The following is a 25,130-nucleotide window of genomic DNA, read 5'->3' as shown; positions in this document are numbered from 1 at the left end:
GCCGGCCGGGCGTACGCTGAGCGCATGCCCATCGCCCGGCCGGCGGCATCCGTCGCCCTCGAAGGATTCGAGCTGCGGGTGCTGCACCTGCCGCTCGTCGCCCCGTTCACCACGTCGTTCGGCACCGAGACGGTGCGTGAGGTCATCGTCGTGCGGGCGCTCACCACTGACGGCGACGGCTGGGGCGAGGTCGTCACGCAGGCCGATCCGCTGTACTCGAGCGAGTACACCCAGGGCGCGTGGGACGTCGCGCTGCGCTTCCTCGCGCCGGCGCTCCTCGACCGGGAGCGCCTCGCGCCCGAGCAGGTCGCGAGCGTGCTCGAGCCTTTCAAGGGCCACCGCATGGCCAAGGCCGGACTCGAGCTCGCCGTGCTCGATGCGGCGCTGCGCGCCGAGGGACGCAGCTTCGCCGAGTACGCCGGGGCGGTGCGCGACCGTGTGCCGAGCGGGGTGTCGGTCGGCATCCAGCGCGATCCCGCGGCGCTCGTCGAGACCGTGCGCGGCTACCTCGACGAGGGCTACGTGCGCATCAAGATCAAGATCAAGCCCGGCCGCGACGTCGGCGACACGGCCGCCGTGCGCGATGCGTTCGGCGCGATCCCGCTGCAGGTCGACGCGAACTCCGCCTTCACGATGGCGGATGCCGACACCCTCGCCGAGCTCGACCGCTTCGACCTGCTCCTCATCGAGCAGCCGCTGCAGGAGGACGACCTCGTCGACCACGCGACGCTCGCTCGGCGCCTGCGCACCCCCGTATGCCTCGACGAGTCCATCGTGTCCGACAAGGCGGCCGCCGACGCGCTCGCGCTGGGCTCGGCATCCGTCATCAACATCAAGGCCGGCAGGGTCGGCGGCTACCTCGAAGCGGTCAAGATCCACGACCGCTGCCTCGCGGCCGGGGTGCCGGTGTGGTGCGGCGGCATGCTCGAGACCGGCATCGGCCGTGCCGCCAATGCGGCCCTCGCGGCGCTCCCGGGCTTCACGCTGCCAGGCGACGTCTCGGCCTCGAGCCGCTTCTACACGCGCGACATCGTCACCGAGCCCGCCGTGCTCGAAGACGGGCATGTGCGGGTGCCGATCGGCCACGGCCTCGGCGTCGACATCGACCCGGTGGCGCTCGAGGACTTCACCGTCGCCCGCGAGACGCTGACGCGGTGACCATCGCGGAGTATCGTGCAGCGGCCACGGAGTGCGGAACTCCTCAGAATCGGTGAGCGGATGCCGCGACACAGCGGAGACACCAGGAGATCGGGAGACCGCGGCAGGATGCGTTCCCGGCATGATCGCGGGCGCGGAGCGCTCTCGCTGGCGGTCGCCGGAGTCCTGGCCCTCGGCGGCTGCGCGGCCACGCCAGGCACCGATCCCCTCGCACAGCCGACGGTTCCCGCCGGGGTGAGCGTCGAGCTCGCGCAGCTGCGCGCCGACGTCGCGCCGCGGCAGGCGCAGGTGCGGGTGGTGAACCGATCCGCCGAGCAGCTCGTGATCGGCGACGTGCGGGTGCAGGACGCTCGCTTCGACGGCCCGGCGACGAGGGTCGTGGCGGGGCGCACCAGCACGGTCCGCGCCGGCGGTGGAGTCGACATCCGCGTGCAGCTTCCGCCGGTCTCGTGCGGGGCGTCCGACGAGGGGCAGCCGGTCGTCGTGCTCGAGGTCATCGAGGAGTCGGGCACACACGAGATCGAAGCAGCCGCGACCGACCCGCTGGGATTCGTCGCCCCACTCCACGCCCGCGAGTGCTTGCGCGAGCGACTGGCGGATGCCGCGACCCTCGCCTTCACAGGGTTCCAGGCGTCCGCCCCCGGCGAGCCGGCCGCACTCGAGCTGACCGTCACCCCGGCCGGTGGCGCCGCCGCCACGATCGCGGGCGTGCAGGGCACGAACCTCCTCGACTTCGGATCTGCCACCGTGGACGGGGCGTTCCCGCTCGACCTCGAGGTCGCCGAGGGTGAGGAGACGCCGATCGTCATCACGCTGCCGATCGTGCCGTTCCGCTGCGACCCGCACGCCGTGCAAGAGGACAAGCGCGGCACGATCTTCGACGTGCGCGTCGAGGTGGCGGGGGAGCCCGGCGAGATCGAGCTGTTCGTCGGCGATGAGCTGCGCGGCCGGATCCTGTCGTGGGTCGCGGCCTGGTGCGGATTCGGCGGCTGAGCTCAGAGTCGTCGCCGCGTTCGGGGCGTTTCGACTCGCAAGCTCGCTCAACGACCGGAACCTGAGTATCGGTCGTTGAGCGAAGCGCGCTCTGGCGCGCGAAGTCGAATCGCCCGGGGCCCGGCGCAGACACGAAGCGGCCGGCCGCCCGAAGACGACCGGCCGCAACGCCTGAGTCGGGCTACCTCACCGTGACCGTGATCGCCTGGGAGCTGGTGGCTCCGGCGGCGTTCGCGAACTCGGCGACGTAGGTGTACGTGCCGGGCGCGCGTCCCGCGACGGCGGTCTTCGCCTGCTGCGCGTTCGGGGAGGCGGCGGTGAGCGACTGCTCGTCGATCACCACACCGTTCTCGAACAGGCGGTAGGCGGTGCCGTTGGTGCCCCACCACAGATTGGCGGTGACGGTGTAGTTGCCGTCCTTGTCCCAGTTGTCGTGCGAGAGGACGGGCGCGGCGGGCGCGGCGTCCTTCACCTTCACCGTGACCGAGGTGGTCGAGGTGGTGCCCTTCGCGTTGATGAGCTCGCCGGTGTACACGTAGGTGCCGTTGGGCTTGCCCGACACGTCGACGGTCGACAGCTGCGCCTTCGGCGAGTTCGCGTCGAGCAGCTTCGTCGAGATGAGGGTGCCGTTCTCGTACAGCTTGTACACCGCGCCGTTGACCCCCGACCAGAGGTTCATCGACACCGTGAACGTGCCGTCGTGCAGCCCGTCCTCCCAGCCGGAGTTCGTCGACAGCACACCGCGACCGGGCTTGGCGGCGGCGCCTTCGTCGTCGAACACCAGCAGCTGCACCGACGCAGCGGTGACGAGGCCGTCGTGGTTGACCGCGTTCACCGTCAAGGTGTGCGGGCCGACGAGGTCCGTCAGCGCGATGACCTGACCCGGCGCGACCGGCTCGCCGTCGAACGCGATGTCGAGGTTTCGCACGCCCGACTCGGGGTCGTCCGCGCTCACCCCCACCGTGAACGCCGCCGTGCTCGGCAGCAGCGTGCCGTCCGCGGGCAGCCCCGACAGCACCGGTGCGGTGTTGTCCGTCGCCCCCGAAGGGTCACCGGTGACCGCGATGCGCGGTGCCGGCGGGGTGGTCATCCCGTCGCCCAGGAAGAACGACGTCTGCGGCGGCTGGTTGTAGCCGGTGTTCTGCCACGCGACCGACAGGCGGTAGACCGGGTCGTGCATCAGCGTGCGGATGCGCAGGTCGGTCTCGTCGGCGGTCGAGTAGATCCGCAGCTCGCTCGAGTCCGCCGAGCGCCACGCGATCTCCTCCCGCCAGTCGCCGAACAGGTCGGCCTGCAGGTTGGGCGTGCCCTTCGTCGAGTTGTTCGAGCGGGCGCCGTCGGCCTTCACGATCACGTCGGCGGACTCGGTCTCCCAGTTCCACTTGGCGATCGTCGGCACGCCCTGCGACGTGGTCGCATTCCAGTCGTGGTCGACGATCTCGCGGAGCGGGTCGCCGTCGAACCAGGCGAGGAAGTTCGCCGCGGGGATCCTCTCGGCGATGAGCTCGCCCGTGGACGACTTCAGCTGCCCGACGGGCGAGTTCCACGCGGCGTCGCCGCCGATGGCCCAGCCCTCGGCCCCTTCGTAACGGGGATCGATGTCGCCGGATGCCGCGCGGCCGGTGTCCTTCACCGCGGGGATCGACCACAGCACCTCGCCCGTGCGGGCGTCGCGCATGGTCGCGCCGAGGTTGCCCGAGTTGCCCATGTCCTCGTGGGCCGCGAAGACCTCGAGGCCCGGGTTCGAGGGGACGAGATCCGACACGTGGATCGCGTCGCCGTGGCCGAGTCCGGTCGAGTAGAGCAGCTGCCCGTCGTCGTCGACAGTGGCCGAGCCGTAGACGATCTCGTCCTTGGCGTCGCCGTCCACGTCGGCCACCGACAGGTTGTGGTTGCCCATCCCGTAGAAGCCCTCGTTGCCGTCTTCGTTCGAGTCGAGCACCCACCGCTCGGTGAGCTGCGAGCCGTCGAAGTCGTACGCCGCCATCACCGCGCGGGTGTAGTACCCGCGGCTGAAGACCGCGCTCGGGTGCTCGCCGTCGAGGTAGGCCGTCGCCGCGAGGAACCGGTCCACCCGGTTGCCGTAGGCGTCGCCCCAGGCTCCGACGTCGCCGCGGGCGGGCACGTAGTCCACCGTGTCGATCGCGGCTCCGGTCAGGCCGTCGAACACCGTGAGGTACTCGGGGCCTGTGAGCACGTAGCCCGAGCTGTTGCGGTAGTCGGCGCTGGCGTTGCCGATCGGCTGGCCGATGCCGTCGATCGTGCCGTCGCCGGTCTTCATCATGACCTCGGCACGTCCGTCGCCGTCGTAGTCGTACACCTGGAACTGCGTATAGTGCGCGCCGGCCCGGATGTTCACGCCCAGGTCGATGCGCCACAGCCGCGTGCCGTCGAGCCGGTAGGCGTCGAGGTACACGTTGCCGGTGTACCCGGCCTGCGAGTTGTCCTTCGCGTTGGACGGGTCCCACTTCACCAGCAGCTCGTACTGGCCGTCGCCGTCCACATCGCCCACGCTCGTGTCGTTGGCGGAGTAGGTGTACGGCTGGCCGTCCTTGCTGTAGGCGTCGGCCGGCTTGTCGAGCGGGACCGACCGGTACGCACCGGTCTGCACCCCGAACGGGTCCGTCTCGGTCGTCTCGACGCCGTCCAGCACCTTGGTGATGAAGTAGACGGATGCTGCGGCCCCGGCCTCGTCGAGATAGTTCGTCGAGTCCGTGATCGGCGCCGACGTGACCCGCTTCCCATCACGGTAGACGTGGAAGGCCACGCTGTCGGGATCGGTGCCGAGCATGCGCCACGACACCAGGTTCCCGGCATCCGTCGCCACCGCCGCCGGAGCGCGGTCGAGGTACTCTGCCTGCCGCTGCAGCACCGTCACCGCCTCGGTGCCGAGCTGCGACGACGCGGCGCCGGCGCCGCCCGCGTTCACCGCGACCACCGTGTAGAAGTACGGGATCGTGGTGAGCACGTCGGTGTCGGTGTAGCGGCTCGCGTCGGCTACGCCGATCAGCTCGCCGCGCTCGCCCTCGACCTCGGAGCGGAACACCAGGTAGTACAGCGCGCCCAGCGGCTGTGCCCAGGAGAACTCCACCGCTCGCTTGTCGATGCTCTCGACGGAGAGCCCCGACGGGGCCGCGGGCGGTGTCACGTCGGCGTCGACGAACGAGACCTCGGCCGTGGCCGACGGCACCGACTCGAGCTGCGTCTGGTCGACCGCGGTCACGTGGTACGCGTAGTCGAGCCCGACGCGAGCCGTCGTGTCGACGAACTCGGGCTCGCTCACCGCCGCGACGAGCACGGCCTTGGCGTCGAACGGCGACTGCCGGTAGACGTTCCACGTGAGGCCCGGCTCGGCGTCCCACGCCAGCGAGACGCTGGGCGCTGCCGGGTCGGCGTTCACGTCGGTCACCTCGAGGCCGGTGGGTCCGAGCAGGATCGGCGTGATCTCCAGGCCGTTGAGGCGCGTGCCCGCCGCGGCGCCGTACGCCTCGACGTTGAGCTGCCCGTCGGTGACGAGGTACGGTCCGCGCAGAGTCGAGTTGACGCTGCCGGTGCCGGCGTTGCCGGTGCCCGCCTCCTTGCCTTCGATGCGGAAGCTCGTGCGCGTCGACCCGATCCAGTCGCCCGAGTAGGTCTTCACCGAGTACGTGCCGTTCGGGACGTCCAGGGCGAAGGTCGAGCTGTCGCCCGGGAGCACGAAGTCGCGCACCAGGTCGTTCGAGCCGGTCGCGGCGCCGCGGTCACGGCCGGCGTTCGCGGCCAGGGTGTTGAGGAAGCCGTACCCGCGCTCGGCCGTGTAGGCCGTGTTCGGGTTCACTTCGGTGTAGCCCGCCATCAGGGGGTTGCCCGCCAGCTGGAAGTCGTACTTGTACACCGCCTGCTTCGTCGTGAAGGTCACGGCGGCGCTCGGCGCGGACTCTCCGCGGCCGTTCACCGCGACGACGCGGTACCGGTAGCCGGTGCCCTCGGCGAGACCCTGCACGATCGAGCTCGTCTGCGTCACCATGCCCACGAGCGTCCACTCGGGCGCCGTGTCGGCCACCGCCTGACGGTAGATCTTGTAGATGTCGGCAGTCGGCGAGGCATCCCACTGGAGCGTTGCGCCGCCGTTGCTGATCGCGCCGGCCACGACGTTCTGCGGAGCCGCGGGAACGTCGGCGGGCGGTGCGATGTCGGAGACCTTCGCCGCGAGCGGCGAGTCCAGTCCCGCGACATCCTGCGCGATGAGCCGGGCCATCTGGATCGCGCCGTACTCCTGGAAGTGGGTGTCGTCGACGATGCCGGCGGGCCGGTTCGCGAAGATGCCCGGATCGACGTGCAGGAACACGGCCTTCGCCGCCTCCGGCCCGATCTCGTTCAGGTACGCGCGGCTGGATGCCGACAGGTCGACGAGCAGCACGTCCTCCTCGGCGGCGAGCTCCTTCATCTTGTCGACGTACTCGGGGAAGCTCACGTTGAAGATGCCGGTGGCCGCGTCGAAGCTCCGCCGCGAGACCGGCGTGACGAGGATCGGCGTCGCGCCGCGCTGACGCGCGCCGTCGACGTAGACCCGCAGGTACTCCTTGTAGTCCGCGGGGCTCGCGTAGCGGTCGTCGACGCCCTGGGTCGCGTCGTTGTGCCCGAACTGCACGAACAGATAGTCGCCGGGACGGATGCTGCGCAGCACCTCGTCGAGACGACCCTGGGTGATGAAGTTCTTCGACGAGCGGCCGCCGATCGCGTGGTTGGCGAAGGCGACGTCATCGGCGAAGAACCGGTCGATCATCTGGCCCCAGCCGGCCTGCGGCGCGTAGGCGATCGGGTCGTAGGTCTGCACGGTCGAGTCGCCAGTGATGAAGGCCGTCGAGAGGGCCCCGGCGACACGTGCCGGGAGGCGCGTGATCGTCAGCGCGTTGACGGCGGGGGCGTCGCCCGCGAACTGCAGCGTCAGCGTGCCGTCGACGAGCGCGATCGTGAACGACATGTCGAGGAACGCGCCCGCGGCCTGCGGGTTCGCCAGCACCTTTGCGATGCTCTCGGCCATCACGGTGGTCGTGGTCGCCGCCTGGGCGTCGCCCGAGACCAGTCGCACGGAGTAGTCGCCGGCGCCGAGGTCGACCTCGAAGGTCGAACCGGCCGCGGCGACGAAGTCGCCCCGCAGCGCGTCGGAGCCGCCGCGGTCGACGTCGGGCGTCGCCGAGGTGGGCGCGGTCGAGAAGCCGTAGCCCCACTCCGGGTTGTACGCCGTCGCCGACGTCACCGGCAGTGCACCGTCGGCCACCTGACCCGGGCCGAAGTCGAACGTCACGACGTCACCGGCCGGAAGCGGCGCCGGCGCGGTGTAGACGTTCGAGGTGACGGGTGCCGAGGCGGGAGACGAGCCCGCCTGGTTGCGGGCGATGACGCGGTAGGTCCACTGCTGCGCCGTGTCGGCAGCATCCGTGTGTCCGGGCGTCGTGACCGTCGTCAGCACGGAGAAGACGCCATCGGCGCCGGCGCGCTCGACGACGTACTCGTCGCCGTTCGCGACGGCCGACCACGACAGCGCGACCGCGTCGCGGGTGACCTGCGCCACGGCGAGGTCGGCCGGGGCTGCCGGCGCGACGAGCTCGGGGACGATGCCCGAGCGCACCTCGGCCGACAGGGCGGAGGCCACGCCGTCGTCGTCCACGGCGACGACCGCGTAGGCGTACGAAGCGCCCTCGGCGACCGAGGCGTCGCTGTAGGAGGGGGCGGTGGTCTCGGCGATCTGCGCGAATTCGCCGGTGGTGTCGTCCGCGACGTCGGCGCGGAGCACCTGGTACTTCGTCGCGCCGTCGACGGCGGTCCACGCGAGGTCGACGCCGTTCCAGGCGACACGGGTCGTGGCGAGGCCGGTCGGGGCGTCGGGAACGATCGGCGCGACGACGAGACCGTTGACGAAGGCACCGAGACCCGACCCGGTGAAGCCCACCGTGAGCTGGCCGTCGGTGACGGCGGTGGTGAACGTCGCGGTCGTGTTGAGCCCGCGCGCCGAGGTCAGGCGGGTCTGGGCCACGCCCTCGAGCGTCACGGTGGCGTTGGTTCCGGATGCCGAGCTCAACCCGTCGCCGATCGTCACGGTGACCTCGTAATCGCCCTCGGGCAGGCCGTCGAGCTGGAAGCCCCAGTTCGTGCCGGCGACGAAGTCGTCCTCCATCGGGCCCGCGGGGGAGCCGTCGGTGCTGCGGTCGCGGTCGAAGAGCGTGACGCCGTCGGGCACGGTGATGCCCCAGCCCGCCTCAGCGGTGTACAGCGATGTCGTGCGCACCTGCTGCCAGCCTTCGGCGACCGCGCTCGTCGCGGTTCCGAAGTCGAAGCGCCATGCCCCGTCGTCGGCCGGGGGGAGCAGTGCCGCGGCGGGGGTCGCGGTGATGAGAGCTGCGACCACGGCGGTGGCGCCGGCGATCGCGGTGAGTCGAAGCCCGCGGCGGGGTGCGCGGGCCGCGGGGGCGTGTTCTGCGGGTCGCGTCGCGCCGTCGGCGCGTGCGGACACGTGGGGCACGGTTCCTCCTGTTGTCAGCATCGGCAAAGGATGACGGCGCACGCCGCGGCATCGCGGCATCCATCGTCGTGAACCGGGCGCGTACGGACTCGAGCCCTGTCCGGTGGATCGCAGCTGGGGCCGCGGTCCGGTTTTGTTGTCAACCGCACGGAAAGCGTATTCCGATCGCGGTCGCTCGCAGTCTGGCACGGGCGTCCGCGATGAGGCAAGAGCTTTGTGAAACGTTTTTACGAGTTGACCTGCGGGCCTTGCGCCCGGGCGCTCCGGTGTCCTAAGGTTCCCGGCGAGCGCTTTCCAAAACCCCCGTCGCCGACGCGTATACGGACCGTGTCGGCGGCGGGCTCAGCGTGCCTTCGCGACCCGAGGTTTGGGGCGCGTCCTTGTCGTTCGGGGCGCATATGCTGCGCCCCGAACGGACGAAACGCGCCCCAAACCCGCGGCGCGGCGTGCGAGCGGCTCTGCGTAGGCTGGGCCGCATGGCTCAGCGAAGCGCCGCACCTGCCGACCCCGCCGCGTCGCGCGGCATCTCGCGCCGGACGCAGTCCGACATCTACCGCGCCGGCATCAGCGGCACGCGGCCGCGCGTGCCGGTCGACACAGAGGCGCTCGAGGCCGCCGCCCGCAAGGCGCTGAGCGCCGAGGCGTTCGCCTACATCGCCGGGGGAGCAGGGGCCGAGCGCACCGTCGCCGCGAACCGCGCCGCCTTCGGCCGCTGGCAGGTGTGGCCGCGGCCGCTGCGCGACGTGTCGTCGCGCGACCTGTCGATCGACCTCTTCGGCGTGCGGCGGCCCACGCCGCTCCTGCTCGCCCCGCTCGGGGTCATGGAGATGGCCCACGCCGACGCCGACCTCGCGGTGGCGCGGGCGGCGGCCTCGCTCGGTGTCCCGTACACGCTGTCGAACCAGGCCTCCTTCCCGATGGAGGCGGTGGCGGATGCCGCACCCGACGGCTCGCGGCTGTTCCAGCTGTACTGGTCGGCGTCCGACGAGCTCAACGCGTCGCTGCTGCGCCGGGCCGAGGCATCCGGATGCGAAGCCGTCGTCGTGACGCTCGACACCCACCTCCTCGGATGGCGCACGCGCGATCTCGACCTGGCCTACCTTCCCTTCACACGCGCGATGGGGATCGCCCAGTACACCAGCGACCCCGTCTTCCAGCAGCTGGTGCGGGAGCGGTCTCGGGGAGCGGATGCTGCCGCCGACGCCGCGCCGGCGGTCAAGGTCACCCCGAAAGCCGTCGCGGCCGGGGTGCGGATCGCGCGCAAGGGCGCGGCCCTCACGGGCACGAACAGTGTGCGGGAGAACCTGCGCTCGCCGCTGCCGCGCGCCGCGGTGGAGACGTTCCTCGACGTGTTCTCGACGCCGGCGCTCACGTGGGACCACCTGGCGAAGGCCCGGCAGTGGACGTCGCTGCCGATCATCCTGAAAGGCATCGTGCACCCCGACGACGCGATCCGGGCGCTCGACGCCGGCGTCGACGGCATCTGGATCTCGAACCACGGCGGCCGTCAGATCGACCAGTCCGTGCCGACCCTCGAGGTGCTGCCCACGATCGCCGAGCGCGTCGCCGGGCGGGTGCCGATCGTCTTCGACTCGGGCGTGCGGCAGGGCTCCGACGTGTTCATCGCGCTCGCCCTCGGGGCGACGGCCGTCGCGCTCGGGCGCCCCTACTCCTACGGGCTCGGGATCGCCGGCGAGGCTGGTGTGCACGAGGTGCTGCGCAACGTGCTCGCCGAACTCGACATCACCCTGGGGCTGTCGGGACACACCTCCACCGCCGAGATCGGGCGCGACGCGCTGCGGGAAGCGTGACGCCCCCCGTCACCGCGGCTGACCGTCCTCGGTGAAGCCGAAGATCGGCGTCGCCCCGGCGAGCTCGCCGGCCGTCGTCGGCGCGTCCATCGCGACCAGGGCATGCCGTGTCTGCACGGCCGGCGAGGCGCCGCCCGTCTGTGCGCCCGCGGCCGGGAGCCTTAGGCTTCTGACATGCCCGCACGAAGCCGGCGCTCGCCCGCCGACAGCTCGCCCCTCGCCTGGATCCGACCGCGTCTGCTCGCGGGCACGGCGGTGCTGATCGGCTCGGCCATCGCGCTGACCGGCTGCTTCGGCGCCGACCCCGTGGTCGAGGAGTCGGGCGGCGGCGATTTCGCGGACGACGGCTGCACGAGCGTCGTCGTGGCGACCTCGTCCGAGAAGGTCAACATGCTGGACGCGCTGGCCGACGCCTTCAAGGACTCGTCGCAGCACGAGCAGCTCGCCGAGTGCGCGACCGTGCATCCGATCAATGTCTCGTCGGGTGACGCGACCCGGTTCCTCACGGCGGGTGGCGACTGGCCCGACGACGACACGCGCCGCTGGCCCACGATGTGGTCGCCCGCGTCGACGGTGTGGACCGATCGGGTCGCGGCCGCAGCATCCGCTTCCCTCGTCGGCGAGCCCGAGTCGTTCACGCACACGCCGGTCGTCTTCGGCGTGCCCGAGACGATGGCGAAGGCGCTCGGCTATCCGGCGTCGCCGATCGGCATCGCCGACTTCGAGGCGCTCTGCCAGGACCCCGCGGGTTGGGCGAGCGTCGGCAAGCCGCTGTGGGGCTCGTTCAAGATCTCGAAGACGAACCCCAATACGTCGACGACCGGGCTCTCGGCGATCCTGATGCAGTCGTACGAGGCGTCCGGCAAGAGCGCCGACCTCACGGCTGCCGACGTGGCCGCCGCGGCCGAGTTCTCGCGCGTGTTCGAGGAGTGCGTGATCCACTACGGCGACACCACCGGCAAGGTGCTGACGCGGCTCTACGACGAGACGCAGAACGGCGCCGGCGGCTCGGGGTACGTGTCGGCGGTGGCGCTCGAAGAGACCTCGCTGCTCAACTACAACCAGGGCAACCCCGACTCGCACACGGTGCAGCCGGGCGAGACGCTGACGCCTCCGAAGGAGAAGCTGGTCGCCGTGTACCCGTCGGGCGGCTCGATGTGGTCCGACAATCCGATCACCGTGCTCGGCGCCGACTGGGTGACGCCCGAGCAGGCCGAGGCGGGCGCGGCGTTCGCCGCCTTCCTGCAGACCGACGCGGCGCAGAAGATCCTGCCCGAATACGGCTTCCGCCCGCTGGATGCCTCGGCGCCGCTGGGCGACCTCTTCACGGCCGAGTACGGCGTCGATCCCGCCGGCCCTGCGGTCACGCTGCCGAAGCCGGCCGTCGATGTGGTGTCGGCCGCGATCGACCAGTGGACGCAGATCCGCAAGCCCTCGTCGGTGCTCGAGGTGATCGACATCTCCGGCTCGATGGACGAGGCGATCGGCGACGGCCGCTCGAAGCTCGACGGCGCGATCGAGGGCGCGCAGGCGACCCTCGGCCACTTCCGCTCGTCCGACGAGGTCGGGGTCTGGGCGTTCACCACCGGAGTGGAGTCGGAGGCCGGGAAGAACATCGTCGTGCTGCGCGATGTCGAGCCGCTGGCATCCGACCGTGAGTCCGTGGACTCGTCGCTCGACGACCTGCGCTTCGCCCATCGCGACGGCACCCCGCTGTACGACGCGATCGCCGCCGCGTACGACGAGATGGTCGCGCGGGCACAGCCCGGTCGCATCAACGCGATCGTGCTGCTGTCGGACGGCCAGGACACCGACTCCGAGATCTCGCTCGACTCGCTCGTCGCGAAGATCGGCGCCGCGTCGAAGGAGGGCGGCGACGACGCGCCGGTGCGCATCTTCCCGATCGCGTACGGCGAAGGCGCCGACACCGGCGCTCTGCAGCGCATCGCCGAGGCGACCGGCGGCCAGTGGTTCGACGCGTCCGACGCCGCGAAGATCGACCTCGTCTTCGCGTCCGTGATCAACAACTTCTGAACGGCGGAGGATGCCTCACCATCTCGGCCTGAACGCGACGGACGTCTACCTCGACGACGCCGTCGACGGGCTCGCGAGCAGCAACGTGTACGTCTCGAGCGACGTGTCCGGTGGGACGCAGCTGCAGCAGACGCTGGACCAACAGGTCACCGACGAGTCGATCGCGGTCGTGGTGTTCCCCGACAACGAGGCGTTCGACATGAGCGGCCGGGAGATGGTGGCGTCGCTCGCCGGGCGAACCGACTACGACACGATCATCGTCGCGATCGGTGACGACCTCTGGGCGGGCTCGCACGTGCTGTCCACGGGCGAGGCGATGCGCATCGCGAACGAGGCCGAGTCCGCGGCCCCCGACCTCGACACCGCGATCGTGCAGACGGTCGAGGGTGTCATCGCGGCATACCCGTCCGACTATGAGCCGAGCACCGGCGGCGTGGACGGCGGCCTCATCGTCGGCGGCGCGCTGGGCCTCGTCGTGCTCGTCGCGGCCGGCGGCGCGCTCTGGGCGGTGCTCCGCCGGCGCGGTCGCCGTGGCGCCGCCGGCCACCACGCCCCGCTTCCTGACACCGTGCGCCCGCTCGTCGGGAGACTGCGGGCACTGAGCGGCGAGTACGCGGCGGCCGGGGCATCCGGAAATCGCGATGCCACCGACGTCGCGACCGAGATCGTGACCGTCGCGAACAACACGACGGAGCTCTTCGACCGCCTCGGCCGCAAGGGCGACGAGGGCCAGCGGGCCACGGCCGCGGTCGAGTACGGCGAGACGCTGCGCAAGCTCACGGCGGCGCTCGACCGCGACTATCTGCTCGACATCCTGCAGCACCCCGACCTGTGGGACGACCCGGTCGATCGGGTCCGCGAGGTGCGCACCGCGCTGACGTCGTTCTCGACCGAGCTCGTCGAGAACATCAAGCAGGTCAACGCCCGCCGGGGCCTCCACTTCCAGGTGTCGCTCGACGGGCTCATCGGCCGCCGCAAGGAGCTGCAGGAGTGGGACCGCGCGTTCGAGCGCGCGGATGGAGACGCCGGTCCCTCGTCGCACGACGACTAGAATCGACGGATGCCGCGGTCAGCGGCTTCTCGCACTTTCGTGCATCCCCTCCCGACCATTGGAGCCACCGTGGCCGAGCAGTCTCGCCTCGACAAAGTCATCGCCCTCGCCCGTCACCGCGGGTTCGTGTTCCAAGCGGGTGAGATCTACGGCGGATCCCGGTCGGCATGGGACTACGGCCCCCTCGGCACGGAGCTCAAGGAGAACATCCGTCGCCAGTGGTGGCAGACGTTCGTGCGCGGCCGGGGCGACATGGTCGGCCTCGACTCGTCGATCATCCTGCCCAAGCGCGTGTGGGAGGCATCCGGTCACGTCGCGACCTTCACCGATCCGCTGGTCGAGTGCCTGCAGTGCCACAAGCGCTTCCGCGCCGACAACCTCATCGAGGACTTCGAGGCCCGCAAGGGGCGCCCGGCGGAGAACGGCCTCGCCGACATCCCCTGCCCCAACTGCGGCACGAAGGGCCAGTACACCGAGCCCAAGGCGTTCTCGGGCCTGGTGAAGACCTACCTCGGCGTCGTCGACGACGAGTCGGGCCTGCATTTCCTGCGCCCCGAGACCGCGCAGGGCATCTTCGTGAACTTCTCGAACGTGCTCACCGCGAGCCGCAAGAAGCCGCCGTTCGGCATCGGCCAGGTCGGCAAGGCGTTCCGCAACGAGATCACACCCGGGAACTTCATCTTCCGCACGCGCGAGTTCGAGCAGATGGAGATCGAGTACTTCGTGCCGCCCGCCGAGGCGCAGGAGTGGTTCGAGCACTGGGTCGACGAGTGCTGGGACTGGTTCATCGGGCTCGGCATCGACCCCGACAATATGCGCCGGTTCGACGTGCCCGAAGAGGACCGCGCCCACTATTCCGACGGCACCATCGACGTCGAGTACCGCTTCGGCTTCGCCGGCAAGGAGTGGGGCGAGCTCATGGGCGTCGCCAACCGCACCGACTACGACCTGAGCTCGCACTCGGAGGCGTCGGGCCAGTCGCTGACCTACTTCGACCAGGCCTCGGGCGAGAAGTACATCCCGTACGTCATCGAGCCCTCGTTCGGACTCACCCGCGCGATGATGGCCTTCCTCGTCGACGCGTATCACGAGGAGGAGGCGCCGAACGCGAAGGGCGGCACCGACACCCGCACGGTGCTCAAGCTCGACCCGCGCCTGGCGCCCGTGAAGGTCGCGGTGCTCCCGCTGTCGCGCAACGAGCAGCTCTCGCCGATCGCCCGCGAGGTCGCCGAGACCCTCCGAGGCGACTGGAACATCGACTTCGACGACGCCGGCGCGATCGGCCGCCGCTACCGTCGCCAGGACGAGATCGGCACGCCCTTCTGCGTCACGGTCGACTTCGACTCGCTCGACGACCGCGCCGTCACCGTGCGCGACCGCGACACGATGGGCCAGGAGCGCGTTCCGCTCGACGCCCTCCACGACTACCTCGCGGAGCGCCTCAAGGGCGCCTGACCCGCAGGACCATGGATGCCTCGACCCGCCGGGTCGAGGCATCCCATCGTCTGCGGGCGCCCGGGTCGGCGTCCAGCGCCATGCGGGCGCCCGCGGTCGGGCGTCGAGCGTCGTCCGGGGGCCCGGGGTTCGCGCGGTCGATTCCGGCGTCCGCGGTCGTTAGGCTCGGGCGCGGATGCCGATTCGGGCAGCGCGAGCGATCGGGCTCGCGCCAGCGGTCTATCCCCGATCGTGGTCGGTGCCTAACCTGCTGACATGACCAGGGACTACCGCGGAACCACCGCGCTCATCACCGGCGCGAGCTCGGGCCTGGGGGCCGAATACGCGACGCAGTTCGCCGCGCGCGGCGCCGACGTCGTCCTCGTCGCCCGCCGCGAGGACCGACTGCGCGAGCTCGCCGATCGCCTCGCTCGTGATCACGGCGTGCGGGCGACGCCGATCGCCCTCGACCTCACGCGGCCGGATGCCGCCGTGGTGCTCCGGCGCGAGCTTGACGAGCGGGGCATCCGCGTGCAGAGCCTCGTCAACAACGCCGGGTTCGGCATGAAGGGGTCGCTCGCACAGGCGGATGCCGCGCGCATCGGCGAGATGGTGCAGGTCAACGTCTCGGCGCTCGTGGCCATCACGCGCGAGGTGCTTCCCGAGATGGTCGCCGACGGCCGCGGTGCGCTCATCGGCATTGCGAGCACCGGCGCCTACCAGCCCTGCCCGAACATGGCGGTCTACGGCGCGACCAAGGCCTTCGTTCTGAGCTTCACCGAGGCACTCGCATACGAGACGAAGGGGTCGGGGCTGGGTGTGATCGCAATGAGCCCGGGTGCGACGCGCACCGAGTTCTTCGACGTCACCGGCGCCGATGCCGCGGTCGGCCGCTTCAAGACGCCGGCGCAGGTCGTCGCGCTGACCCTCCGCAAGCTCGACCGTGACGACGTCCCGCCGAGCGTGGTCTCCGGCCGTGCCAACGCGCTGAGCGCGTGGGCGGCGGGGGTGATGCCGCGCCGTCTCACCCTCGCGGTCAGCGGCCGCGTGCTCAAGTAGTCGCCGGCGCGCGGCATCCGTCGCCTTCCTCTCAGCGCTGGATGCCGTTCTCAGGACCGATGCGGCGCGCGGCGGGAGTATGCCCGTGTTGTTGCCCTGCCGGGCCCGTTGGTCCTGCACACGGTAAGAGGGTCGACTGCACCGGAGCAGGCCGGAACGACGGAGCGCCCGGCCCCTCGCGGGACCGGGCGCTGTGCGACAGAAGGGGTCAGCCGCCGATCGCTGCGGCGGCATCCTTCGCGGCGTTCTTCGCAGCCGCGCCGGCGTCGCCGGCGGCGGACAGCGCGTCGGCCCCGGCGGTCTTCACCGCGAAGGCCTGCAGCAGCGTGGTGAGGTCGAGACCGGTGAGGCCCTTCACGACCTCGGTGCCCTCGCCGAGCACGCGTCCGACGGTCTTCGTCATCTCGGATGCGCCGTCGGTCGAGACGACGGTGAGCTTGTCGATCGAGGCGATCGGCTCGGCCGCGGCCCGTACGATCTCGGGCAGGCGCGAGATGATCTCCTGCGCGAGCGCGGCCTCGCCGTACTTCTGCAGCGCGAGCGCCTTCGCGTCGGTCGAGGCGGCCTCGGCGAGGCCCTCGGCCTGGATCGCCGAGGCGCGGGCCTCACCCTCGGCCTTGATGCCGGCTGCGAGGGCGACCTGCTTGTCGCGCTCGGCCTCACCCGAGAAGCGCACCGCGGTCGCGGCGGCTTCGGCGTCCTGCACGGCGGCGACCTTGTTCGCCTCGGCGATCTTGGTGCGCTTGTAGGCGTCGGCCTCGGTCGCGGCGTTGGCCGCGTCACGGAGGGCCGTCGCGCGCTGCACCTCGGCGTAGGCCTGCGCCTCGGCGGGCTTGCGGATCTCGATGTCGAGGCGCTCCTGCGTCACGAGCGCCTGCTCGGTGAGGGCCTCGCGCTCCTGCACGGCGACGAGTTTGTCCTGCTCGGCGGTGGCGAGCTGGCCGGAAGCCTGCGCTTCGGCGTTCGCGCGGTCGGTCTCGGCCTTGATCGTGGCCTGCTTGAGGGCGAGAGCCTTCTGGCGCTCGGCGATCTGCTCCGACGCCTCGATGCGCGCGAACTCGCTGGCGCGGGATGCCTCGGCCTCGCTGATCTCGGCGACCTGGCGGGCGCGGGCGGCCTCGGCGCGGCCGAGGTTGGCGAGGTAGTCGCTGCCGGGGGTGGAGATGTCGCTGATGTTGAGGAGGTCGACCTGCAGGCCCTGCTCGACGAGGTCGGCCTTCGTCTCGGCGACGACGCGGTCGGAGAGGCTCTTGCGGTCGGAGATGATCTGCTCGATCGTCATGTCGCCGACGATCGAGCGCAGCGAGCCTTCGAGCGACTCCTTGATGATCTCGGTGAGGAGGTCCTGCTGCGAGAGGAAGCGCTGTGCGGCGCGGCGCACGCCGTCCTCCGTGCCCGAGACCTTGAAGTTGATCGAGGCCTTGATCGCGATCTTGATGCGGTTCTTGTCGACGCCCTCGACGGTGATGCCGATCTGGCGCTGCTCGAGCGAGATCGAGAAGCCCTGCTGCAGGATCGGCCACACGAACGTGCGACCGCCGATCACGACGCGCTGGCCGCTGCCGGTCTCGCCGGGCGCCGGGCGGCCGGCCCCGCGTCCGACGATCACCAGCGCCTCGTTCGGAGGGACGCGGCGGATGCGCCGCGCGATGAAGGTGATCAGCCCGAGCACCGCCACGATGAGGGCGACGACCGCGATGATCTGGATGAGTTCGTTCGTCATGGACGACCTTTCTCGTGGGATGCCGCGACCCGGGGTTCCCGACCCGGACCGCGGTGGGGATCTACTCCGCGACGACCTTGACGCGGGTGCCGGTGTGCTCGATGACGCGCACGCGCACGCCCTCGGCGATGGTGCCGTCCGCGTAGGCGAGGCGGCGCTCGACCTCGTGGGGACCGTCGAGGCTGACCTCGCCGCCGGCCGGGGAGACCGTCGAGCGCGTGACGCCCGACAGGCCGAGCGCCGATGCCGGCACGCCGTCCGAGCTCTTGGTCAGCCGCTTCACGAAGAGCACGGCGATGACGTAGGCGATGATCGCCAGCACTGCGGCGAGAACGTACGCCCAGAGCGTGTCGAGGCCGTTCGTCGTGGTGAGGGCGCCGGATGCCCCGAACACCACGGCCGCGATCCCCAGGGCGGTGCCCGAGATGGCGCCGTCGCCGATGTCGAAGTGGTCGAAGATGTCGCCGACGATGAGCGAGATCAGCAGCACGGCGAGGCCGACGCCTCCGACGATCAGGAAGGGCAGCACGGTGTCTCCTGCAAGGGTGCGGTGCGGGCGGGTCCCTCCACCCTAGCCAGCGGTTGGGACCCGGTGTCCAATCCTGGGACCGGATGTGGAGAACGCGCTCCGCGGGCGTGCTGTCGAGGCATCCGTCCCTGTCGACGGCACGATGACAGCGCCGTGACAGCGGGACGCCAGAGGGGACAGCGGGCTGACGGTGCGAATCCCACGACCCGATCGGGCGGTCAGTCCGTGACGGTGTAGGTCGTGTCGCCGGTCTCGCCGGCGAGCACACGGCGGTAGTCCTCGGCGACGATCTCGCGGAGCACGCCGGCATCGACCGCGTCGAGGTCCTTGATGTAGAGGCAGCTGACGCCGGTCTCGTGCGGGCCCAGATCCGCGAGCCGCTCGCCGTGCGCGGCGGTGCGCAGCGTGTACACCGTCGTGGATTCGCGCCGCGGCGAGAACGCCGCGATCGGGGCGTCGCCCTCGCTGCCGGCCGCCGAGCGGTAGTGGCATGAGCCGAACCCGATGATGGTGCCCCAGAGTTCAGGCTCGCGACCCGTCACCTCGCGCAGGAGATCGATCATCCGGGCGGCATCGCGCTGACGCTTCGCGGGCCGCACCGCGGCGACGAACTCGTCGACGTCCCCACCGGTCTTCTTCATCGCCGCCTCCCGGTCAGCCCTTGGCCGCGGCCTTCATCGCGCGCTTGTGCTCGCGCACCTTCGTCAGGGACTCCGGCGAGACGATGTCGGCGACGCTGCGGAACGACCCCTCGTCGCCGTACGAGCCGGCCGCCTCGCGCCAGCCGGCACCGGTGTAGCCGTACTGCTTGCCGAGGAGAGCCAGGAAGATCTTCGCCTTCTGCTCGCCGAAGCCCGGCAGGGCCTTCAGCCGCTTCAGCACGGTCGGCCCGTCCGGTGCTTCGGCGGGATCCGCGGCCGGGCGGGTCCAGATCGCCGACGCGTCGCCGCCCCAGTCCTGCTCGACCGCCGCGCAGAGCGCCTGCACACGCGCTGCCATCGAGCCCGGGAACCGGTGCACCGCCGGCGTCGCCTTGAAGAGCTCCGTGAACGCCTCAGGGTCGAAGCTCGCGATAGCCGCGGCATCCAGCGTCCCCGCGCGCTCGGAGATCTTGAGCGGTCCGGCGAATGCCGTCTCCATCGCGACCTGCTGGTCGAGCAGCATGCCGATCAGCAGGGCGAGCGGGTCGTCGGTGAGCAGGCGGTCGGCGGCGTCGTCGCCCGTGATGTGGAGCGTCATGCGGCCCAGTCTCCCACCGCCCGCCCCGGCGGCACAGTTCGCGGATGGGAGGATGGATGCCGTGACCATCCCCACGCCCGCTCCCGACGCCGGCGGGTCGCCTGCACCCTCCGGGCACGAGGGCCCCGCCTCCGAGCCGTTCCAGGAACTCGTCGAGCACGCGCGCGAGACGCACGTGGTCATCATCGGCGGTGGCATCGCCGGGCTCGTCGCGGCGTGGGAGTGCGCCAAGGTCGGCATGGCGGTGACGCTGGTGGAGGCATCCGATCGTCTCGGCGGCACGATCGGGTCGGCCCGCATCGCGGGGCTCGAGCTCGAGACCGGCGTGACCTGCTGGTCGACCCGCGGCGGCACCGTGCGCGGACTCGTCGACGACGTGCTGCCGGATGCCGCGATCGTGCGCCCGCGCAACGACCGCGAGTGGATCGCGGGCCTGCCGAAGGGTGCCGCGGCGCCGCTGCCCGCCGAGCAGGTGCTCGGAATCCCCGCCAACCCGTGGGACGAGAGCGTGCGCCGGATCATCGGATGGGGCGGCACGTGGCGCGCGTACGTCGATCGCCTGCGTCCCCCGCTCACGATCGGCGCCCAGCGCAGCCTCGGCCGGCTCGTCGACGGCCGCATGGGCGAGAAGGTCCTGGATCGCCTGGTGGCACCGCTCACCATCGACCGCTTCGGCCTCGACCCCGTCGACGTCGACGTCGAGGTCGCCGCCCCGGGGCTCAGCAACGCGCTCACCCGCACCGGGTGGCTCGGCGGTGCGGTCGCCGACGTGCGCGTCGATGCCCCGAGCGCCTCGATCGAGGGACTGGACGGTGGGATGCCGCAGCTCACCGCCGCGCTCGCCGAGAGGCTCGCCGAGCGCGAGGTCGCGATCCACACCGGAGCGCTGGCGACGGGTGTCGTCCGCAGCGACGGACGCTGGACGGTGGAACTCGCGACGATCGCGCCCGACGGTGCGGTCGCCGCACCGGACCGGCTGCACGCCGACGCGGTCATCGTCGCGACCGACGAGACCACGGCGCGTGCGCTCCTCGCCGCCGCGCTCGGCACCCCCGCGTTCGCCGACGTCGCCGCCGCAGGCATCGCCCGCGACGTCGTGACGCTCGTGGTAGACGCGCCGGAGCTCGACGCAGCGCCGCGCGGCGCTCACGTCCACGCCGTCCCGGGCGCTTCGCGCGCGACCGGCCTCGTCCACGAGACCGCTCGGTGGGAGTGGCTGGCGCGGGACGCGGGCGCCGGGCGCCACGTCCTGCGCGTCGCCTTCGGCGCCCCGGGGACCGCTCCGGCGACCGAGGGACTGTCCGACGCCGACGCGGCGGTGATGGCCGTGGCCGAGGCATCCGTCCTCCTCGGGGTGCAGCTCGACGAGGGCCGGATCGCCGGCGCGCGCCGCGACGCGTACACCCTCGTTCCTCCCGCATCGGCCCTCGGCCGACGTGAGCGCACCGACGCCGCCCGAGCCGCGATCAGCCGCGCACCGGGGCTCGCCGCGGTCGGCGCGTGGCTGTCGGGAAGCGGCCTCGCACAGGTCGTCGCCGACGCTCAGGACGAGGCCGACCGCCTTCGCCGCAGGGCTCTGTGGGGTGCCGAGGCGGCAGAGTGAACCCTCCGCCCGAGCCCCTGTCAAGGGTGGATGCCGGAATCGGCATACAGGGCTACCCTGGGAAGGTCGTCAGGTCACACCGAGCGTGAGGAGACCTCATGAAGGGCAAGGCAGGACTGGTCATCGGACTTGCGATCGGGTATGTGCTCGGTACGCGCGCGGGTCGTGAACGCTACGAGCAGATCAAGACGCAATGGCTGAAGGTGTGGAACACCGAGCCCGTGCAGAGCCAGGTCGGCAAGGTCAAGGACTTCGCCAAGTCGCAGGCGATGGCGCTGCCGTCGACGCTGTGGGAGTCGGCCGTGAAGGTCACGCAGGCCGCCGGCTCGAAGGGCACCGCCGGGCAGAAGCTCGACGCCGCCATCAAGGTCGGCAAGGAATCGGCCGACGACGTCGGCACGGCGGCGCAGACCTCGGCGAAGGCTGTGAAGGACGCCGTCGAGGACGCCGTCGACGACGCTTCCGAGAACGGTCGCGGCGGGGCTTGACGTGATGACCACCCCCCGCGGCTTCCGCGACCGCGCGGACGACAGCCTGCTCACCCTGCTGGGTGAGATCCCGGAGCTCGTCCGCAACCTCGTCATCGCGGAGATCGACGCCGCGAAGGCCTGGCTCGCCAAGACCGCGAAAGACGGCGGATGGGGAGCCCTGTGGGTCTTCGCCGCGCTGTTCGTGCTGTTCTGGTCGGTCCCGGTGTTCGGCACGTTCGTGATCGCGGGATTGTCGTCGTGGTGGCCCGTGTGGCTGTCGGCGCTCGTCGTGTTCTTCGCGATGCTGGTCGTCACCGCCGTGTTCGCGTTCATCGGCGTCCTCTACTTCCGCCGGATCGGCGAGCGCCGCAACCCGGTCCAATCGATCGCCCTGGATGTGAAGGAGGTGCGCGATGAGCTCTGACGCGCCCGTGCCGCTGTCGAAGAACTCCGTCGCGCTGCCTCGAACCGCCGTACCCCTCGGCATCGGCGACCCTGTCGAGCAGGCCAGGACCGAGCTCAAGGCGGCGCTCGCCGCCATCGAGGAGAAGGCGAACGTCCCCCGCCGGGTCGAACGCGTCCTCGACGAGCGGATCGAGCAGGCCCGCGCGTTCAATCGCCGCAACCCCGCGCTCACCGCCGTCGCGGTCATCGCGGGCGCCGCCGCGATCGGCGCGGCGGTCTGGGGCTTCGTCCGCCTCTATACGCGCTGATCCCGCCCGGATTCCCGCTCTCCACACCGCCGAGGCAACGCCTCGCGCGATCGGGGGTATGCTCGGGAGGCAAGGCAGTGCAATGATGCGTTAGCTGCCGATCGCGCGAACCCGATTCGAATCGCGCATCGGCTGCCTCGATCTTTCCTGGGCGGCCGGCTGAGCATCATCGAGAGTCGACCCCCCCTATGAATTCCGCCGCAGCACAGCAGCAGTCCGTCAAACCTCTGACCGGCTGGCGCGTTCTCGTGCCCCGTGGCGGCCCCTGGGGCGACGGCGTCGCAGCGACTCTCCGCCGTCAGGGCGCGATCCCGGTGATCGCCCCGCTCATCAACTTCGCCCCCACGAACGACCAGGCGTCGCTCGACCAGGCGCTCGCCGACCTCGCCGCCGGCAAGTTCGAGTGGCTCACGGTCACGAGCGCGACGACGGTCGACGTCCTCTACGCCTACCGCGCGGTCGTCCCGGCGACGACGAAGGTCGCCGCCGTGGGCGAGACCACAGCTGCCGCGCTCCTCGCCGTCGGCTATCGCGTCGACCTCGTCCCCGAGCGCGACAACTCCGCAGCCGGCATGGCGGAGCAGCTCATCGGCCTCGAGCCCGAAGCGCGCGACATCCTCACCCTCCGCAGCGAGATCGCGAAGCCGGTCCTCACCCGCATGCTCACCGAGGCCGGGCACCGCGTCCGGAGCGTCGTCGCGTACCGCACGGTCGGGGTCCCCGTCACCGAGCGCATCGCCGAGGACGTCCACTCCGGCCGCATCAATGCGATCCTCGTGACCAGCGGCTCGGTCGCGCAGCAGGTGCACGAGCAGTTCCCCGAGATCCCCGACACCACGCTGATCGCTGCGATCGGCCCACGCACCGCCAAGGACGCGCGCCGCGCGGGCCTCGACGTGGATGTCGTGGCCGATGCGCAGACCGTCGATGCCCTCATCGACGCCGTCGGCAAGTTCTCCCTCCCTCACGCGGCCGACGAGTTCGCCCCGAAGACCGGCATGATTCCGCGTCTCGGCGGCATCGACACCCGGAACTGACCCGCCCGTGACCGGCACGCCCCGCATCGTCGTGCTCGCGGGCGGAGTCGGCGGCTCCCGCTTCGTCCTCGGGGTCCGTGGCGCGCTGCGCGCCCGCGGCATCGACGACACCGCCGCCGCGCTGACGGTCGTGGTCAACACCGGCGATGACATCTGGCTCTCCGGCGTGCGCCTGCAGCCCGACGTGGATTCGATCACCTATGCGCTCGCCGGTGTCAACGACGCCGAGCGCGGCTGGGGCCGGCAGGGCGACAGCGAGCGCGTCAATCACGAACTGCAGGAGTGGGGTGCCGGCTGGCCGTGGTTCACCCTCGGCGACCTCGACCTCGGCACGCATCTCGCCCGCACCGGCTGGCTGCGCGAGGGGCTCACGCCGACCGACGTGCTCGAGCGCATGTCGCACCGCTGGGACCTCGGCGCGCGCCTGCTGCCGATGACCGACAGCGAGGTCGACACCGTCGTGGTGCTCGCCGACGGCACGCGCCTGCACTTCCAGGAGTGGTGGACCCGGCACCGCGCGACCCTCGCGCCCGAGCGGTTCGAGAACCCGGGCATCGACGGGGCGATCGCCGGCCCCGGCGTCGCGGAGGCGATCGCCGAGGCGGACGCCGTGCTGCTGGCGCCCTCCAACCCTGTGGTGTCGATCGGCCCGATCCTCGCCGTGCCGGGCGTGCGCGAGGCGCTGCGTGCCACGCGGGCCCCTGTCGTCGGGGTCTCGCCGATCATCGGCGGCAAGGTCGTGCGCGGCATGGCCGACGTGTGCCTGGCCGCGATCGGCGTCGAGACCTCTGCGACGGCGGTCGCGGGCCTGTACGGCGCCCGCGAAGGCGGCGGGCTGCTCGACGCGTGGCTCCTTGCCGAGGAGGACGAGGCCGTCGCCGACGAGGTCGCGGGGCTCGGCATCCGTCCTCTCGTCCGACCACTCTGGATGACGGATGCTGCGCGCCAGACCGCTCTCGGCGAGGCGGCGCTCACCGCCGCCGGAGTGTGAGCGTGCCCGAACTCGCGTGGTGGGCGTGGGCGCTGCTCGGCCTCGGTGCCGTCGTCGTGGGCCTGTCGAAGACCGCCGTGCCCGGCGCGGGGACGATCGCCGTCGCCATCTTCGCGGCCGTGCTCCCGGCGAAGCAGTCGACCGGCGTCCTGCTCCTGCTGCTGATCGTCGCCGACATCTTCGCCGTGACCATGTACCGCCGGCACGCGGACTGGCGCACCCTGATCAAGCTCGCCCCCGCGGTCGTGGTGGGCGTGCTGCTGGGCGTCGTCTTCCTGTGGTTCGCCGATGACGTGTGGGTGAAGAAGTCGATCGGGGTGATCCTGCTGGCCGTCATCGCCATCACGCTGCTGCGGCGCCGCTTCGCCTCCGGCGTCGAGGCGGGCGGCTCGCACCGCGTCGCCGCAGCGACCTACGGCACCCTCGGCGGCTTCACCACGATGGTCGCGAACGCCGCCGGACCCGTGATGTCGATGTACTTCCTCGCGGCCCGCTTCGAGGTGAAGGCGTTCCTCGGCACGGCGGCCTGGTTCTTCGCGATCGTGAACCTGTTCAAGGTGCCGTTCTCGATCGGCATCGGCATCATCACGGTGCCGGGGATCCTCATCGACCTCGTGCTCGTGCCACTCGTCGTCGTCGCGGCGTTCCTCGGAAGGTGGCTCGCCGACCGCATGCCGCAGTCCGTCTTCGAGAAGCTGGTGATCGCCTTCACGATCGTCGGCGCGGTCTACCTGCTGATCGTCTGACCCGCCGCGCTCATCCTGCGGGGCTCGCTGTAGCCTC

Annotated in this window: 19 protein-coding genes; 14 read left to right on the top strand and 5 right to left on the bottom strand. The window is 71.3% G+C overall.

From position 1 onward, the window contains the following. Positions 1-24: 24 nt before the first annotated feature. Together menC and Q9R33_RS13600 are read left to right on the top strand one after the other, a co-directional pair. Positions 25-1,158: an o-succinylbenzoate synthase gene (gene menC, locus Q9R33_RS13605; protein ID WP_311294111.1), complete on the top strand. Its 1,134-nt coding sequence runs from the start codon at positions 25-27 to the stop codon at positions 1,156-1,158. Positions 1,159-1,266: 108 nt separating this feature from the next. Continuing rightward, positions 1,267-2,151: a hypothetical protein gene (locus Q9R33_RS13600; RefSeq protein ID WP_310243614.1), complete on the top strand. Its 885-nt coding sequence runs from the start codon at positions 1,267-1,269 to the stop codon at positions 2,149-2,151. Positions 2,152-2,332: 181 nt separating this feature from the next. Here the strand turns inward: Q9R33_RS13600 and Q9R33_RS13595 are convergent, their stop codons facing one another. Then, positions 2,333-8,644, bottom strand: a complete 6,312-nt coding sequence (locus tag Q9R33_RS13595) for a fibronectin type III domain-containing protein (protein WP_311294143.1) — start codon at positions 8,642-8,644, stop codon at positions 2,333-2,335. A gap of 485 nt (positions 8,645-9,129) precedes the next feature. Between Q9R33_RS13595 and Q9R33_RS13590 the strand changes: the two genes are divergently transcribed. The 5 genes from Q9R33_RS13590 to Q9R33_RS13570 all read left to right on the top strand — a co-directional run bounded on the left by Q9R33_RS13590 (position 9,130) and on the right by Q9R33_RS13570 (position 16,042). Then, positions 9,130-10,464, top strand: coding sequence for an alpha-hydroxy-acid oxidizing protein (locus Q9R33_RS13590; protein WP_311294110.1), 1,335 nt, complete (start codon positions 9,130-9,132; stop codon positions 10,462-10,464). 174 nt (positions 10,465-10,638) lie between these two features. Then, complete coding sequence (locus Q9R33_RS13585; protein WP_311294109.1) at positions 10,639-12,498, top strand: substrate-binding domain-containing protein; 1,860 nt, start codon at positions 10,639-10,641, stop codon at positions 12,496-12,498. 10 nt (positions 12,499-12,508) lie between these two features. Next, positions 12,509-13,549, top strand: coding sequence for a hypothetical protein (locus Q9R33_RS13580; protein ID WP_311294108.1), 1,041 nt, complete (start codon positions 12,509-12,511; stop codon positions 13,547-13,549). A gap of 69 nt (positions 13,550-13,618) precedes the next feature. After that, complete coding sequence (locus Q9R33_RS13575) at positions 13,619-15,004, top strand: glycine--tRNA ligase (protein WP_056366471.1); 1,386 nt, start codon at positions 13,619-13,621, stop codon at positions 15,002-15,004. A 255-nt stretch (positions 15,005-15,259) separates the two neighbouring features. Continuing rightward, a complete protein-coding gene (locus tag Q9R33_RS13570; RefSeq protein WP_311294107.1) occupies positions 15,260-16,042 on the top strand; it encodes an SDR family oxidoreductase in 783 nt (260 codons plus the stop codon). A gap of 208 nt (positions 16,043-16,250) precedes the next feature. On the opposite strand, the gene Q9R33_RS13565 is transcribed toward Q9R33_RS13570, so the two are convergent. The 4 genes from Q9R33_RS13565 to Q9R33_RS13550 form a co-directional block, all read right to left on the bottom strand. After that, on the bottom strand, positions 16,251-17,765 hold the full coding sequence (locus tag Q9R33_RS13565; protein WP_056366477.1) for a flotillin family protein: 1,515 nt from the start codon (positions 17,763-17,765) through the stop codon (positions 16,251-16,253). Between the two features lie 61 nt (positions 17,766-17,826). Beyond that, a complete protein-coding gene (locus tag Q9R33_RS13560) occupies positions 17,827-18,294 on the bottom strand; it encodes an NfeD family protein (protein WP_311294106.1) in 468 nt (155 codons plus the stop codon). Positions 18,295-18,512: 218 nt separating this feature from the next. Continuing rightward, on the bottom strand, positions 18,513-18,935 hold the full coding sequence (locus Q9R33_RS13555; RefSeq protein WP_310243589.1) for a DUF1801 domain-containing protein: 423 nt from the start codon (positions 18,933-18,935) through the stop codon (positions 18,513-18,515). Between the two features lie 13 nt (positions 18,936-18,948). Next, positions 18,949-19,533, bottom strand: coding sequence for an HhH-GPD-type base excision DNA repair protein (locus Q9R33_RS13550; RefSeq protein ID WP_311294105.1), 585 nt, complete (start codon positions 19,531-19,533; stop codon positions 18,949-18,951). A 61-nt stretch (positions 19,534-19,594) separates the two neighbouring features. Here Q9R33_RS13550 and Q9R33_RS13545 point away from each other — a divergent pair, with 61 nt between their 5' ends. From Q9R33_RS13545 to Q9R33_RS13515, 7 genes are all read left to right on the top strand, one after another. Next, on the top strand, positions 19,595-21,136 hold the full coding sequence (locus Q9R33_RS13545) for an FAD-dependent oxidoreductase (RefSeq protein ID WP_310243583.1): 1,542 nt from the start codon (positions 19,595-19,597) through the stop codon (positions 21,134-21,136). Positions 21,137-21,234: 98 nt separating this feature from the next. Continuing rightward, positions 21,235-21,624, top strand: coding sequence for a hypothetical protein (locus tag Q9R33_RS13540; protein WP_310243580.1), 390 nt, complete (start codon positions 21,235-21,237; stop codon positions 21,622-21,624). Between the two features lie 4 nt (positions 21,625-21,628). Then, positions 21,629-22,030: a phage holin family protein gene (locus Q9R33_RS13535; RefSeq protein WP_056366810.1), complete on the top strand. Its 402-nt coding sequence runs from the start codon at positions 21,629-21,631 to the stop codon at positions 22,028-22,030. After that, a complete protein-coding gene (locus tag Q9R33_RS13530) occupies positions 22,020-22,319 on the top strand; it encodes a hypothetical protein (RefSeq protein WP_056366491.1) in 300 nt (99 codons plus the stop codon). Before Q9R33_RS13535 ends, Q9R33_RS13530 begins: the two co-directional genes overlap by 11 nt. A 188-nt stretch (positions 22,320-22,507) precedes the next feature. Further along, on the top strand, positions 22,508-23,356 hold the full coding sequence (locus Q9R33_RS13525; protein WP_056366494.1) for a uroporphyrinogen-III synthase: 849 nt from the start codon (positions 22,508-22,510) through the stop codon (positions 23,354-23,356). A 7-nt stretch (positions 23,357-23,363) separates the two neighbouring features. After that, positions 23,364-24,347: a 2-phospho-L-lactate transferase gene (cofD, locus tag Q9R33_RS13520; RefSeq protein WP_310243573.1), complete on the top strand. Its 984-nt coding sequence runs from the start codon at positions 23,364-23,366 to the stop codon at positions 24,345-24,347. A 2-nt stretch (positions 24,348-24,349) separates the two neighbouring features. Then, a complete protein-coding gene (locus Q9R33_RS13515) occupies positions 24,350-25,093 on the top strand; it encodes a sulfite exporter TauE/SafE family protein (RefSeq protein WP_311294104.1) in 744 nt (247 codons plus the stop codon). Positions 25,094-25,130 lie beyond the last annotated feature (37 nt).

This window comes from Microbacterium sp. PRC9 (assembly GCF_031844125.1).
Taxonomy (GTDB): domain Bacteria; phylum Actinomycetota; class Actinomycetes; order Actinomycetales; family Microbacteriaceae; genus Microbacterium.
Note: the sequence above shows the minus strand (reverse complement) of the source record. Positions and strands in the feature narration are given on the sequence as shown.

Excerpts from the sequence above, each read along its gene's own strand:
- Q9R33_RS13590 (WP_311294110.1), top strand. The coding sequence starts at position 9,130 with ATGGCTCAGCGAAGCGCCGCACCTGCCGACCCCGCCGCGTCGCGCGGC.
- Q9R33_RS13525 (WP_056366494.1), top strand. The coding sequence starts at position 22,508 with ATGAATTCCGCCGCAGCACAGCAGCAGTCCGTCAAACCTCTGACCGGC.
- menC (WP_311294111.1), top strand. The coding sequence starts at position 25 with ATGCCCATCGCCCGGCCGGCGGCATCCGTCGCCCTCGAAGGATTCGAG.
- Q9R33_RS13530 (WP_056366491.1), top strand. The coding sequence starts at position 22,020 with ATGAGCTCTGACGCGCCCGTGCCGCTGTCGAAGAACTCCGTCGCGCTG.
- Q9R33_RS13600 (WP_310243614.1), top strand. The coding sequence starts at position 1,267 with ATGCGTTCCCGGCATGATCGCGGGCGCGGAGCGCTCTCGCTGGCGGTC.
- Q9R33_RS13565 (WP_056366477.1), bottom strand. The coding sequence starts at position 17,765 with ATGACGAACGAACTCATCCAGATCATCGCGGTCGTCGCCCTCATCGTG.
- Q9R33_RS13555 (WP_310243589.1), bottom strand. The coding sequence starts at position 18,935 with ATGAAGAAGACCGGTGGGGACGTCGACGAGTTCGTCGCCGCGGTGCGG.
- Q9R33_RS13535 (WP_056366810.1), top strand. The coding sequence starts at position 21,629 with ATGACCACCCCCCGCGGCTTCCGCGACCGCGCGGACGACAGCCTGCTC.
- Q9R33_RS13570 (WP_311294107.1), top strand. The coding sequence starts at position 15,260 with ATGACCAGGGACTACCGCGGAACCACCGCGCTCATCACCGGCGCGAGC.
- Q9R33_RS13540 (WP_310243580.1), top strand. The coding sequence starts at position 21,235 with ATGAAGGGCAAGGCAGGACTGGTCATCGGACTTGCGATCGGGTATGTG.
- Q9R33_RS13580 (WP_311294108.1), top strand. The coding sequence starts at position 12,509 with ATGCCTCACCATCTCGGCCTGAACGCGACGGACGTCTACCTCGACGAC.
- Q9R33_RS13585 (WP_311294109.1), top strand. The coding sequence starts at position 10,639 with ATGCCCGCACGAAGCCGGCGCTCGCCCGCCGACAGCTCGCCCCTCGCC.
- Q9R33_RS13550 (WP_311294105.1), bottom strand. The coding sequence starts at position 19,533 with ATGACGCTCCACATCACGGGCGACGACGCCGCCGACCGCCTGCTCACC.